Below are 13,376 nucleotides of genomic sequence, written 5' to 3'. Positions count from 1 at the left end.
TTATAAAACTAAGTTTTGAGCCTTATGTAAATTATACAGTTGAATAGTCTAATTTCTCAGGAATTAAAAACGATCTGTGCTTGCTTAGACATTTTGGAATTAATAAAAACTTCATTATTTATTTGATTGATTCTATATTTTGGGAATTAATATTAATTAATTATCAGTAAATGAGTAATAATTCGTTGAATTTCATAGTAATTATTAAAGAAGTTTAACCGTAAAAGAAAAATAATTACATTTAAACGTTAATATTTTACAAAAAAAGAATTATGAAATTTAAACGTATTGAAGAATCGCAAATAACAATGACCCAATTAATGTTACCCTCACATTCTAATTTTAGAGGAAATATTCATGGTGGATTTATTTTAAATTTGATGGATCAAATCGCGTTTGCTTGTGCTTCAAAACACTCCGAACATTATTCGGTTACCGCTTCTGTTAATAAAGTCGATTTTTTAAATTCCATTGCAGTTGGCGAATTAGTAACTTTAAAAGCATCGGTAAATTATACAGGGCGAACTTCAATGGTTGTAGGCTTACGTGTTGAATCTGAAGATATACATACAGGTATTATTAAACATTGCAACTCGTCTTACTTTACGATGGTTGCAAAAGATAAAGAGTATAAAAGTATTCCTGTACCAGGTCTTATTTTAGATACAGAAGATAGTATACGACGATTTGCCAGAAGTATAAAACGACAAAAACAAGCTAAAAAGCGAAGTGAAAACTTTAAAGCCGAAGATTTCGTGGTAGCCAACTACATTGATGAAATTGCAGAGCATAATGCAAAAATAGAATTGTAACTACGCAATTTAAAACCATACAAGAGCTGTTCAAAAAGTAAAGTTTCCGTCTACCATAACTGCCGACTACAGTCGTGCATGTTGATTTAGGATCTGATATGTCACGATTTAAGTGATGAGATTCTGAAAAAAAATCACGATAACGGACTTAAATATTTTTCGGACAGCTTTTTTTATGCATACTATTTTCTTCATAAACCTTAATACTTATATCTCCAGATATTTTAAAGGTTTTCTATTCCTAATAACGCCCTATTAAATATTTTACCATAGATATGTGGGTAAGTAGTGTGTAATTTTTTCACAGGTTAAACAGCTGTTTTACACAGTTTTTACAAAGTGTTTTATTCTAAATAAAATTATAAATAATTGTAAGTAATTGAAATTGAATAAATTAAATGTATTTAGTTGAATATTAGTTAGCATGGCATGTTTATTTCTTATAATTAGGCAGAACAGTTATTTAGAACAATTAAAACATAATAAAATGAGACATATAGTATTAGCATCGGCATTAGCATTAGGAGGAGTTTCCTCTCATGCAGCAACTCCGCAAACCATGTTTTTTCATGATGGTATTATGGATATTGTTTTTCAAGAAGATTTTACACGTATCGCAAATCACGATTTACCAGATTCAATTTTAGCTGCAATAGTTAAAAACTTTGGTGAAGACACATTAGCGAAAGCATATATGAACGAATTAAAAGAATATAAGTTAGAACTTAATTTAAACGATGCCATTGAGATTGTTTATACAGACGAAAATGGCCATTGGATAAATAAATAAGACTTATTAGAGTAACCAGAATATAAATTAATTAAAATTTAAAATTATGAAAAAGTTATTTTTAACATCAGCAATTGTATTAGGAAGTTTAACATTTTGTGCAGCAACACCAGTTGCATTAATACAACACGGCAACGAGGTTCGTGTAAATGAAAACTTCAAAGAAATTAAAGTTAGCGAAGTACCAAAAGCTGTTACAGATGCGGTGTCTAACGATTTTGCAGGAGCTACAATTACTAAAGCTTATGTAAATGATGAAAAAGAGTATAAATTGGAGCTTGAATTAGATGGCGCCATGGAAACTGTTTACGCTAACGCTAGTGGAGAATGGATTAAAAAATAGTAAAAAGCCAATTAACCATTAGTTTTTAGTACGAAATATGAAAGGGAAATAATTCTATGAAAAAGATAATTATTGCATCTGCGTTAGTTTTAGGAAGTATTTCTATTTCTGCTTCGGTATTTCAATTTACGCATAGCGAAAGAGATCTCGTTATGGAGTTACAAAATGAATATGAAGCGGCATATAACGAAGTGGAGTTACAAGATTTACCAATAGCAATTACAGAGGCTGTTGCAGAAAGATTTAACAACACGACGGTTTCTAAAGCCTATATAAATGATGCTAAGGAATATAAATTAGTACTTAGTGTAAATGGGGTTATAGAAACCGTTTTTACAACCGAAACCGGAGATTGGATTAATAAATAATTTCAATTTCATATCCAGAAAAGAGGGTGTTTTATTTAAACGCCCTCTTTTTTTGCTTAATTTTACCCTAAACTTAAAAGTCCTTTCTTAAACACCATATGAAGTCAATCCTTTTAATAGAAGATGATGTTGCATTTTCAAATATGCTTAAACGCTTTTTAGAGAAGCACCATTATAATGTATCTATAAGTTACGGTTTCGAAGAAGCTAAAACCATTATATTAAAAGAAGAATTCGATTTAATCTTTACCGATTTAAGATTACCTGACGGTGATGGTTTAGAGTTGTTAAGTATCGTAAAAAAGCATAAGGAGAAAACACCTGTTATTTTAATGACGGGATATGCAGAAGTTTCTACTGCTGTAAAAGCCATGAAACAAGGCGCTATAGATTACATTTCGAAACCTTTTAATCAGGACGAAGTTTTACATGTAATAAACAATGCCCTGAACACTACAACTAAAAGTAGTCAGCCTGAAGTGACTCAGAAAAAGGTAACCGATGACAATACCGAATTTGTAAAAGGAATTAGTTCTACTTCAAAAAAATTAAATGAATACGTACAGCTTGTTGGTCCCACAGATATGTCTGTTTTAATAACAGGCGAAAGTGGAACAGGAAAAGAAGTGGTTGCAAAATCTATTCATAAATTAAGTTTAAGAAAAAATAAACCTTTTGTGGCTGTAGATTGTGGTGCCATTCCCAAAGAAATTGCTTCAAGTGAGTTTTTTGGACATAAAAAAGGATCGTTTACAGGTGCTATAACCGATAAAAAAGGACATTTTGAATCGGCTAATTATGGGACTTTATTTTTAGATGAAGTTGGTAATTTGTCTTACGAAAATCAGATTCAACTGCTTCGCGCTTTACAGGAGCGTCGTATAAAGCCCATAGGAAGTAGCGAAGAAATTGAGGTTGATATTAGATTAATAACGGCAACCAACGAAGATCTGTTGAAAGCGGTAGAAAAAGGACAATTTCGCGAAGATTTATACCATCGTTTAAACGAATTCACTATTAAAATTCCAAATTTAAACGAGCGCAAAGACGATCTTATTATTTTTGCAGATTACTTTCTTGAAAAAGCCAATAGCTCTTTAAATAAGAATGTGATTGGGTTTTCGGACGAAGTGCTTAAAATTTTTCAGAATTATTCTTGGCCAGGGAATTTAAGAGAATTCGGGAATGTTATAAAACGAGCAACCTTATTAACAACTGGCGATTTAATAGAGCGCAGTGTATTACCCATAGAATTAACACAAGGCCCAAGTGCGGAGGAATCACCTTTGCCTTCTAAGAGTTTTTCGACCAAAGACAACGAAAAAGATTTAATAATTAGAGCTTTAGAACAAGCGAATAACAACAAAACGCTTGCGGCTAAACTGTTAAATGTTACCCGAAAAACGCTGTATAATAAGATTAAAGAATATAATATTAGTCTATAAATTCTTCCATTTCTAAAATGGTTTCTTGTGTTTTTGCTTTAAGATTTTCAAAATTAGTAAGTAAGTGCTCGTCGTTTATATCTTTTAACGTATCGAGATAGGTTAAATACGGGATAACACTTTTAATTTCTAATTGCTTAAACATAGTAAGCATTTTATGACTTGTAGCTTGTATTACTTCCAAGTTTTTTGAATGCACTCCAGATTCTAAAGTTTCTAAATTACTTTCGGTTTCGTTTAAAAACAATTGTAAGGTGTCTTTTAACGATTCGATATCGTTATTTAAAAACGTACTGATAGGAGCAATATTAAAATGTTTAAATTTCTGAATAGTAGTAGGTGCCTGCGGTGTTGTTGATTTTAACTCTACACTAGGCAACCATTTACTCAGTGTTTTCATAAGTTCGTCTACACCATAAGGTTTAAATATTATATCGTCGAAACCACTTTCTTTATATACATTACCTTTTAAACCCTTTCTTCCTGTAGATGCAATAATAGGTTGATTATTGTAAAAGGAGGATTTTTTTAAGGTTTCCATAAAGTGAAAACCATTCATTTTTGGTAATTGGATATCTGTAATAACTAAATCGTAAGTTAATTTTTTCATGCCTTTTAAGGCTTTTTTTGCAGTTTCAAACGCCGTAACTTTTAGGTTTTTGTCTTGAAGAATATCTGTTAAAAGTTGTCTTAACGAGGCATCGTCATCTACAACTATAACATGAAGGTTTGGTGCTATGGTTTCTCTTTTAGGTTTTAATTTGGCAATAGGTTTAACACTATACACTACAGGAAACGTGAAAATAAATGTACTCCCTTTTTGCTCTTCACTTATAAAAGATAATTCCCCGCCAAGTAAATTTGCTAATTTTTTAGATATGGTTAAACCCAAACCAAATCCATCATATTTCTTTTCGTTTTCACCTTCAATTTGGGTGAATTCTTCAAAAATAATAGATTGTTTTTCGGTAGGAATTCCAATACCGGTATCGGATACTCGAATCTGAAGAAGTTGTTTTCTCTCTGTATTTTTAAAGCTTATGGTTTCAATTTTAATTTCTCCAGATTCAGTGAATTTATAGGCATTTCCAACCAAATTATATAAAATTTGACGCACTCTAAATGGATCGCCTAGGATAGATTTTTCGATATTTGTGGTACGCTCTACTCGTAATTTAATATCCTTATTTGGGTATACAGATTGTACACTTACAACCACTTCATCTATAATCGGATTTAATAAAAACGGAATGTTTTCTATATTAATATTTCCACGTTCTAGTTTCGAAAACTCCAGTAAATCATCAACCAGGTTTTTCATGTATTTAGAAGCTTTTGTAATGCGATCTATATAGTATTTCGATTTACTATCGCTTGTAATTTTAGCCAATAAATCGCTGTAACCGGTTACGGTGCTGAGTGGTGTTCTTAAATCGTGACTTACCATAGAAATTAATTGCTCGCGACTTTGAAGTAGGGAAGAGGTAAAAGCATTTGCTTTTTCTAAATCTTTTCGGTATTTCTGACTTTTCCAGAAATCATTTAAAATGATAAAGGAAAATAAAATGATTAATAGGGTACCAATTATGGTTGCAAGGCTTAAAATTTTTGTACTGCGGTCTAAGGCTTGTTCGCGTTCTTCATTTATGGTTTTAGAATATTCTACAATTTCATGTTCAAGATTAAAAAGGAGTTTTCTTAAACTTTGCGATACATTTAAATCGTTAATCAAAATAGAATTCTCTCGGGTAGATAGATTGTTTTTTTGTGTTAAAGCATCCTTTTTTACTTGCTTTAGCATGTCTCTAGCAGCAATTACAATAGAATCTAAACGCTTCTGACTTATGTTTTCGTCTTCGTCTTTTGGGCGGTATTTATTAAGTATGGCAATATATTCTTCAACCGATTTTTTAACTTGTGGGTTTAAAGCATTAGGATCTTCGGCAAAATCTTCAATAGTTAATCGCCCAATAGAACTTTCAATAGAGTTAATTTTTTGTAACGCATTTTCTATAGACCGCTCAGATAAATCATCTTCTTTAATTCGTTTAAGAGCTTTAATATTTTCAAACTTTACCGCAATAAGTTGTTTTACACTGTCTAATAATTGTGCTTGGTGGGTGTTGTCTAACTTAATTTTTAAACTATCAATGTCGTTATTAAGTTGGGTGTTTTTAGAGATGTAAATTTTAAATTGTTCTTGAGACCCGCTTTGTATGGCTGCCCTTGCTACGCTTTCGTTTTCGTATATATCTGCAATTAAGTTTCCTACATTAATAACTTTATTTCTATCGCTAACATCTTCACGCTTTAAATTCATGAAATTTTTAATTTCCGAAAAAACCAAAAAGGTGGTTGTTACTGCAACAATGGCTAATATAATATAGCCAATGATTACTTTAATCGTGATTTTTCGTTTCGATGTTTCCATATGGTAAAATTAGTAAAATAGTGATGGAATTAACGTAATGTAGTTGTTTTTCGATTAAGTTGAAGTTAAGAATATACCCAAATTCGGGTATTTCCATAAATAGAAAGAGACTGTAATTTTAATAACTATTAATTAAAACCATTTACTATGAAAAAAATTACGCTATTTTTAGTATTAATGTTGTCTATTTCAATAGATGTACATGCTCGATTTAACAGTCCTGATGCTGTCGATAAAAGTTTATTACTTTCTGTTCCAGATGAGGAAAAACAAGTTTTAATAGACTTGTATAATGCAACAGGGGGAGACTCTTGGTCTTATAACAAAAATTGGTTAAGTGATGAACCTGTCGATACTTGGTCTGGGGTTACTGTAGAGGATGATCATATTGTATCTATTAATTTATATCAGCGCAATCTTACAGGAACTTTACCTGAATCTTTAAAAACTTTATCATATCTAAAAATTTTAGATTTAACAGGTAATAATCTTTCCGGGACTTTAATCGATTTTTCAGAAATGGCTTCCCTGACTCAGTTAGTTATCATTGAAAATAATTATAGCTCTAATGATATAGAAGTACATTATAAAAATAATTCCACCCTTGAAACCTTTAAATTTTCACCGCAATATGTGGGAGAGGTGGAATCTATTGAAGGTGTTTTGGGAAATGAATATATCTTAACAATGCCAAATATAGAAGGTACTAATATAACGTATCAATGGTACAGGAGCAGATTAAAATATCTTGATGGGACAGATGAAATCATCGAAAATGAAACGAACAAAGACTATAGAATTTCGAGTTTAACAGATAATGATTTTGATATCTATGTTTGTAAAGCTTCAAGTGAAAATTTTCCAGAATTATTTTTTATATCACGAAATAAAGAAATTTATGGAGCTGTGTCTGATACAGAAAAAAATGCCTTAATTGAGTTTTACAAGGCTACGAATGGGGATTCCTGGCTTAATAATACGAATTGGTTAACAGATGAACCTGTTAGAAATTGGTTTGGAGTAAAAGTATCCGGAAATAAAGTTGTAGAATTAGATTTTGTTTATAATAATTTAACCGGAACCTTACCAGCAGATATTGGTGTTTTTAAAGAACTCGAGTGGCTTATAGTATGGGGAAATGCTATAGAAGGTACCTTGCCCGAAGAGATTGGGAATTTAACAGAACTTAAAGTTGTTAGTTTTGAAGAAAATAATTTTACCGGAGAAATTCCTGAAAGTTTTAAAAATCTAACTAAATTAAGAGGGTTTTGGTTGTATGATAATCACTTAACAGGTACCGTACCTGAATATATACGAGACTTCAAGGAGATTGCGTTTCTTGATGTTTCTTATAATGAGTTTTATGGTAAGTTACCAGATTTTTCTGAATTACCTAAATTGGTATTCTTAAATATTAGTAATAATTATTTTTTAGCGAGCGATTTTTCAGATCAATTTGAAGCCTACCAATCTATGTGGAAAAGTCATTATTATTACAGCCCTCAATTTAGTCGAAATGTACCAAGTTATGAGGAAGCTTTATTAGGAAGCGATTTCACATTATTTGTTGAGCAAGATAAAGATTCCAGACGCGTTCAATCATTTCAATGGTTTAAGGATGGCAATGCCATAGATGGCGCTGTAAATAACTCTTATGTAATAACAAATGCTATGCTTGAGGATAATGGTGCTTATAATTATGAGGTTTATGATTCTAATATTGAAAATTTTAAATGGATAGGCGAAACGATAACTTTGGAGTTTAAAGAAAAACTTAGTGTTGATGAAACCCATTTAGAAAAAGTTATAGAGCTGTATCCTAATCCCGTAATTGAGAATGTACTGAGAATTAAAACTAATTCGAATGTAGAAATTCAAGAATTACAATTCTATAATGTATTAGGAAAAGAAGTAAAGCAAATAAGTAATCCAAGCGATTACATCGACTTATCTCATATTTCCGCAGGTATGTATGTTATAAAAATATATACAAGTGAAGGGGAGTTGTCTAAACGGATAATAAAAATGTAATTTTAATATAAATTTTTAAAAAATTAAACCTTTAGCTAAAAAATTGATAAACAAAACAAGTGATTCTCAATTAATTAAAAAAAGTTTAAAAAAAAGTGTTAAATCGTTAAGTCTATTAATTTAGTATAGATTACATTTGTAAGAGCTATTAGTTAATTAGGGGTATTACTAAACAGTAATACAATTTAGACACATGGTATTTTCCATGTGTCTTTTTTTAGTCATATTTAAATATTAGCTTTGCATTTATGACGCGAAAAAGGGTTGTTTTATATGTAATTATAGCATGCAGCTGCGTGATGTTTTTTGCTATATATTATTTTAGGATCGATCTAAGTATTTTATATTATAGGCTAAGTCAAGATGCAAGTACTGCCGATTCTAAAAACGAATCCATCTTTAAGCGTTATCCAAGAGCTTTATATGGTGTAGATTTATCACATTACCAAGGCACTATTGATTGGGAACATGTAAATTACATTAACGATAGTATTCCTATTGCTTTTATAATTATAAGAGCAACTATGGGGATAGATGGTTTAGATAGCACCTACATCACCCGTTGGGAAACCATAAAAAGCAAACAAGTTATCCGTGGTGCATATCATTATTATAGGCCTAATCAGCATTCTTTAAGTCAGGCAAAACAGTTTAAGGAGCATGTAGATCTTAAACCTGGCGACTTTCCTCCAATTTTAGATATAGAAAATTTATCTACCATACAAACTGTAGAAAATTTAAAACTCGGTATTAAAAAATGGTTAGACGATATTGAATTGCATTATGGTGTTACCCCTATAATTTATACGGGAGATCATTTTTATAGAAAACATTTAAATACACCAGAATTTGATAAATATCCAGTTTGGATTGCTAATTATGGCAACTATTCCGAACCTTTTACTAAACCTTGGAGCATTTGGCAATTTACAGAACAAGGTCAGATAGAAGGGGTAGATGGCTATATCGACTTAAATATTTTTAAAGGCACCTATCCCGAGCTAAAATCGTTGTTAATTAAGTAAAAACAATCTTAGAATACGTCTTTAATATTGTCGAAAGTAATGTCTTTAAAATCTGAAATCACTTTATTTGCTAAGGTGTAATTTTGATTTTTAGAATGCGGACTTTTATAAGCAACACAATAAATTCCTGCTGCATGGGCAGCTTTTATTCCACTAGTAGAATCTTCTATAACCATACATTCTGAAGGGGCAAAACCTGCGATTTCGGCAGCGCGTTCAAAAATTTCAGGATGTGGTTTCGAGGCTTCCAAATCGGCACCAGAAATTCGACCTTTAAAATATTGATCTAAATCGAATCGGGTAAATACATCATGAATTGTAATTTGTGATGCCGAAGATGCTAAAACCAATGTGATTCCATGTTCATGATAGTTTTTAATTAAATCGAGAACACCAGGTAGTAAATCTAATTCAGGATCATTTTTAAAAAGAAGTCTAAAAGCCTTACGTTTTAATTGCACCAATTCTTCAGGATCTTGCGATAAATTAAAATGTTCGCAAATACCACGACAAGTACTTATTGTAGAACGGCCTGTATACGATTGATAATGTTCTAGCGGTACTTCAATCCCTACAGATTTAAACATTTCGTAATACGCCTTGTAGTGTAAGGGTTCTGTATTAACGATCACACCATCCATGTCGAACAAAACAGCTTTTAGCATAATTTTTTTGTTTGCGAAGATATAAAAGCATTTTAGCTTATAAGTTATTATAGGTTTAAAAAATGAGTGATTTAATTGAATTAAAGAAACTCACGAGGAATTAAAATTGTAATTTTGAATTGAAATTCCGGAAATATGGCAAAAAAAGGGAAAGAGAAAAACACGAAGAATAAAGCGAAACATTCTAAATTAATGGATCGTAAAAAGAATAAAGAACGGTCTGATAAAGCGTTACGTAAAGAACGGTTACAAGCCATAGTTAAGAAGTCTCAAGACCAACAGATAAATACCAAATAAGTTTATGATATGTCCTTGTGGAAGTGAAAAAACTTACCAAAATTGTTGTAAAATAGCCCATGACGATTTACTACAAGTAAAAACGGCAGAAGCATTAATGCGCTCAAGATACACAGCTTTTGTACTTGCAAATGGTGATTATTTAATGAAAAGTCACCATAAAAGTACACGCCCAATTTCAGAAAAAAAAGCCATAGTTAAGTGGGCTAAATCTGTAGAGTGGATAAAATTAGTTATTATAAACACGAAAAAAGGCTTACCAACAGATACAGAAGGAACGGTTGAGTTTAAAGCCATTTTTCAGGACCATGGTGCCCTAGATATGATTCATGAAAACTCCCATTTTGTTAAAGAAAATGATTGCTGGTATTATATCGATGCTTTGTAGTCGTACTATTCTAAAATTGCATATCCAAAATTTACTGAAAAATCTACACACCAAACAATAACATATTTATACTTACTTAAATCTGTGTTTTCAGGTATACTATAGGTGTAATCGCCATTTATACCTTTAAGCACTCCAAGCGAAATAAAGTCTTCTGCATCTAAAGCAGTGGTAAGATATAATTCTAATAAAGGTCCGCTATCTGTTTTAAAACTTGTAAGCTGTAACTCCGATTTGTCATGATTTACCGTTGCAGTTCCTGTAGTTGGATGAGCAACACTAACAAAATCACCTTTTGCAAATGGAGTATCGTCTGGTTGTTCGGTTTCATCTGTATTCGAGGAGTCATCATCGCTAGACGAGCAACTACTAAAAGATAAACATAGGACTAAAATAAAAAATGGAAATAGTTTTAGTTTCATAATGGTGGTGGTTGGTTACAACTTTAAGTCGAAAAAAAGGGAATTCAATTACATTAGCATTAAAAATACTTTTAAATTTTTTCACAAATTATAACAATTTTATTGTCGTTCATATCGGTTGTGAAAAATAAATAGTGGTGACCGCCATCTGTAATTTTTAATTTTTTTCTTAAATCTGAAACAGATTCAGGAAAGTTTCGGGTTGTAATATTCGCCTTTTTTATTCCCGTCTTTTGGATAGTTTTTTTGTTAAAAGTTAGGGTATTTATAACTTTAAAAGTTCTTCCCGGAAATTCAATCAGGGCTTCAGAAGTGTATAAATGAGAATGTTTATGTAATTTACAAACACCAAGTTGTTCTGCGACTGAATTAAACGCTCCAGCTTTTAAAATGGCTGAATTTGGCTCGTAAATATAGTGTAAGGGTTGGCAGTAATCTGGTTGACTTAAGGCTTCAGAATTTAAATCGAAATTAAAGGTTTCTATTCCCGTTTTAGTTAAATTGACTGTATAAATGGGAAAATTTGTTGAAGCACCTTTTTCTAACACCCATAATAACTCTTTTACTTCGTTATTAACAGCGATAATATGTAAAGCTTTAACCTGCTTAAGTTCTTGACTTCCTATAGAAATATCTAGTAAAGGTGCGGTTTTTACTAAAATTTGTTGTGTATGTTTAAAGAGTAGATCAAAATGTTCGGGGACATTTGGTAAACAATCTTTTAAAAAAAAGACTTTCCCTTTGCTGTCGTGACGCCGAGAAGGATCGATATAAATCCAATCGTAAACAGTTTCAGATTCCTTTAAATACGAAAGTCCGTCTTGGGCAACTGTTTTAATATTGTCGACTTGTAATTGTTTAAAATTATGAGCAACCTTAGCACTTAAATCGGTGTTAATCTCGCAATGTGTAACCTCTTTAAACGATTTAGAATATGCAAAACAGTCTACACCAAATCCGCCCGTAATATCTAAAATGGAATCGCCTGTAATTAATGATGCTTTATAATTTGCTGTACGTTCAGAAGATGTTTGCTCTATATTTAACTTATTTGGATAATAAATATTTTCGGTATTAAACCAGCTTGGTAGTTTGCTTAAGCATTTGTTTTTAGCTTCTATTTGTTCTACCAGTTCACGCGTTTCTACACCATTAAAAGAGGTGCCTTTTAAAAGGATTGATGCGATTTCTGATTTTAAATTTTGGGTTATAAAATCTTGAATATCGGTATGTAAAAGGCGTTTGTTCAATGAAAAATTATAAATCTTTTGTAAGATATTTTACGAGTTTATTTTCCGATAAAAATTCTTTAAGAATAACTTTTAAAGAGGTGTAAGCCGGAATAGCTAACACCATACCAACGATACCAAACAGTATTCCTGAAATTATAATAACTAGAAAAATCTCTAAAGGATGCGATTTTACACTTCTTGAAAAAATTATAGGCTGACTAAAAAAGTTGTCTATTAATTGTGCAATACAAAATCCGATTAAGACATAAATTGTAGTTGGTAAAATTACACTAAAATCATCTTGTAGGTTGCTTGATAAAGATAGAATAGCCATTAATATGGCACTAATAAGCGGGCCTATATATGGGATTAAGTTTAAGAGCGCACAAAGGAATGCGATAACAATTCCATTTTTAATTCCGAAAATTAATAGAACTATAGAATAGATCACAAACAGAATTAAGATTTGAATAAGCAAACCAAGAAAATAGCGCGATAATAAGCCTTTAATTTTGTAAAGCGATTTTCTAACACGTAGTTTCTTGTTTTCTGGTATGGCCAACATAAAACTATCTTCTAATAACCGTCTGTCTTTTAACAGAAAAAAGGAAATAAAAAGTATAGAAAACAACCCGACGCCTACAGTTCCAAATCCGCTTAATAGAGAATTTAAAAAGTCTGGAATAGCAGAGTAATTGAATTTCGACAATAAATTATAGTCTTCTAAAGATTTTTCTAAATAGATATGTTTACCAGCTAAATACTCAGAAACTTGTAAATACACCGTATTTAAATTCCCTTGAAGCTTATCCATATTTAATAAAGATAAATTATGTCCTTGTTCTATTACAAGCGGAATAAATAATAAAATTAATCCTATTAAAGAGCCTACAATAATTAACATGGTGAGGACAACAGAAAGCGTATCGTTTAATTTAAAACGATGCCTAAAAAAACGAACTAAAGGTGAACCCGTTAATGAAATGACTGCCGAGATAATCAAATAAACAATCACCGATTGAATTTGATATAAAAAGTATATAAGGATAGCAATTGCAACTAAAGTAAAGATTGCTCTTAAAATACCATTTGCTATAGTTTTAGATTCCATGAGACAAATATAAATA

The 13,376-nt window shown here is 31.2% G+C and carries 14 protein-coding genes; 9 read left to right on the top strand and 5 right to left on the bottom strand.

Features of this window, described 5'->3' with window-relative positions:
- Window positions 1-272 precede the first annotated feature (272 nt).
- The 5 genes from A9D35_RS02760 to A9D35_RS02740 all read left to right on the top strand — a co-directional run bounded on the left by A9D35_RS02760 (window position 273) and on the right by A9D35_RS02740 (window position 3,758).
- Window positions 273-812: an acyl-CoA thioesterase gene (locus tag A9D35_RS02760; protein ID WP_066218682.1), complete on the top strand. Its 540-nt coding sequence runs from the start codon at window positions 273-275 to the stop codon at window positions 810-812.
- A gap of 487 nt (window positions 813-1,299) precedes the next feature.
- On the top strand, window positions 1,300-1,602 hold the full coding sequence (locus A9D35_RS02755) for a hypothetical protein (RefSeq protein ID WP_066218679.1): 303 nt from the start codon (window positions 1,300-1,302) through the stop codon (window positions 1,600-1,602).
- A gap of 46 nt (window positions 1,603-1,648) precedes the next feature.
- The gene (locus A9D35_RS02750; RefSeq protein ID WP_066218676.1) at window positions 1,649-1,945 is read left to right on the top strand and encodes a hypothetical protein; all 297 of its coding nucleotides are present in this window, start codon (window positions 1,649-1,651) and stop codon (window positions 1,943-1,945) included.
- Window positions 1,946-2,001: 56 nt separating this feature from the next.
- A complete protein-coding gene (locus A9D35_RS02745) occupies window positions 2,002-2,313 on the top strand; it encodes a hypothetical protein (protein WP_066218673.1) in 312 nt (103 codons plus the stop codon).
- A 98-nt stretch (window positions 2,314-2,411) separates the two neighbouring features.
- Window positions 2,412-3,758, top strand: a complete 1,347-nt coding sequence (locus A9D35_RS02740) for a sigma-54-dependent transcriptional regulator (protein ID WP_066218670.1) — start codon at window positions 2,412-2,414, stop codon at window positions 3,756-3,758.
- Here A9D35_RS02740 and A9D35_RS02735 read toward each other — a convergent pair.
- A complete protein-coding gene (locus A9D35_RS02735) occupies window positions 3,748-6,189 on the bottom strand; it encodes an ATP-binding protein (protein WP_066218666.1) in 2,442 nt (813 codons plus the stop codon). The two genes, A9D35_RS02740 and A9D35_RS02735, sit on opposite strands and share 11 nt — an antisense overlap.
- Before the next feature lie 147 nt (window positions 6,190-6,336).
- Between A9D35_RS02735 and A9D35_RS02730 the strand changes: the two genes are divergently transcribed.
- Together A9D35_RS02730 and A9D35_RS02725 are read left to right on the top strand one after the other, a co-directional pair.
- Window positions 6,337-8,220: a T9SS type A sorting domain-containing protein gene (locus A9D35_RS02730; protein WP_066218664.1), complete on the top strand. Its 1,884-nt coding sequence runs from the start codon at window positions 6,337-6,339 to the stop codon at window positions 8,218-8,220.
- Window positions 8,221-8,519: 299 nt separating this feature from the next.
- A complete protein-coding gene (locus A9D35_RS02725) occupies window positions 8,520-9,245 on the top strand; it encodes a GH25 family lysozyme (RefSeq protein WP_159427035.1) in 726 nt (241 codons plus the stop codon).
- Window positions 9,246-9,253: 8 nt separating this feature from the next.
- Here the strand turns inward: A9D35_RS02725 and A9D35_RS02720 are convergent, their stop codons facing one another.
- Window positions 9,254-9,910, bottom strand: coding sequence for an HAD family hydrolase (locus tag A9D35_RS02720; RefSeq protein WP_083191593.1), 657 nt, complete (start codon window positions 9,908-9,910; stop codon window positions 9,254-9,256).
- Between the two features lie 135 nt (window positions 9,911-10,045).
- On the opposite strand from A9D35_RS02720, the gene A9D35_RS18755 reads away from it, so the two are divergent.
- Complete coding sequence (locus A9D35_RS18755) at window positions 10,046-10,207, top strand: hypothetical protein (RefSeq protein ID WP_162841018.1); 162 nt, start codon at window positions 10,046-10,048, stop codon at window positions 10,205-10,207.
- Between the two features lie 4 nt (window positions 10,208-10,211).
- Complete coding sequence (locus tag A9D35_RS02715; RefSeq protein ID WP_066218656.1) at window positions 10,212-10,595, top strand: YchJ family protein; 384 nt, start codon at window positions 10,212-10,214, stop codon at window positions 10,593-10,595.
- Window positions 10,596-10,600: 5 nt separating this feature from the next.
- On the opposite strand, the gene A9D35_RS02710 is transcribed toward A9D35_RS02715, so the two are convergent.
- The 3 genes from A9D35_RS02710 to A9D35_RS02700 all read right to left on the bottom strand — a co-directional run bounded on the left by A9D35_RS02710 (window position 10,601) and on the right by A9D35_RS02700 (window position 13,360).
- Window positions 10,601-11,017, bottom strand: coding sequence for a DM13 domain-containing protein (locus tag A9D35_RS02710; RefSeq protein WP_066218653.1), 417 nt, complete (start codon window positions 11,015-11,017; stop codon window positions 10,601-10,603).
- Between the two features lie 71 nt (window positions 11,018-11,088).
- Complete coding sequence (locus tag A9D35_RS02705; RefSeq protein WP_066218650.1) at window positions 11,089-12,267, bottom strand: THUMP-like domain-containing protein; 1,179 nt, start codon at window positions 12,265-12,267, stop codon at window positions 11,089-11,091.
- Window positions 12,268-12,274: 7 nt separating this feature from the next.
- On the bottom strand, window positions 12,275-13,360 hold the full coding sequence (locus A9D35_RS02700; protein WP_066218647.1) for an AI-2E family transporter: 1,086 nt from the start codon (window positions 13,358-13,360) through the stop codon (window positions 12,275-12,277).
- Window positions 13,361-13,376: the final 16 nt, after the last annotated feature.

Source organism: Formosa haliotis (assembly GCF_001685485.1).
GTDB lineage: Bacteria > Bacteroidota > Bacteroidia > Flavobacteriales > Flavobacteriaceae > Formosa > Formosa haliotis.
This window is presented reverse-complemented; position numbering and strand designations above follow the sequence as displayed.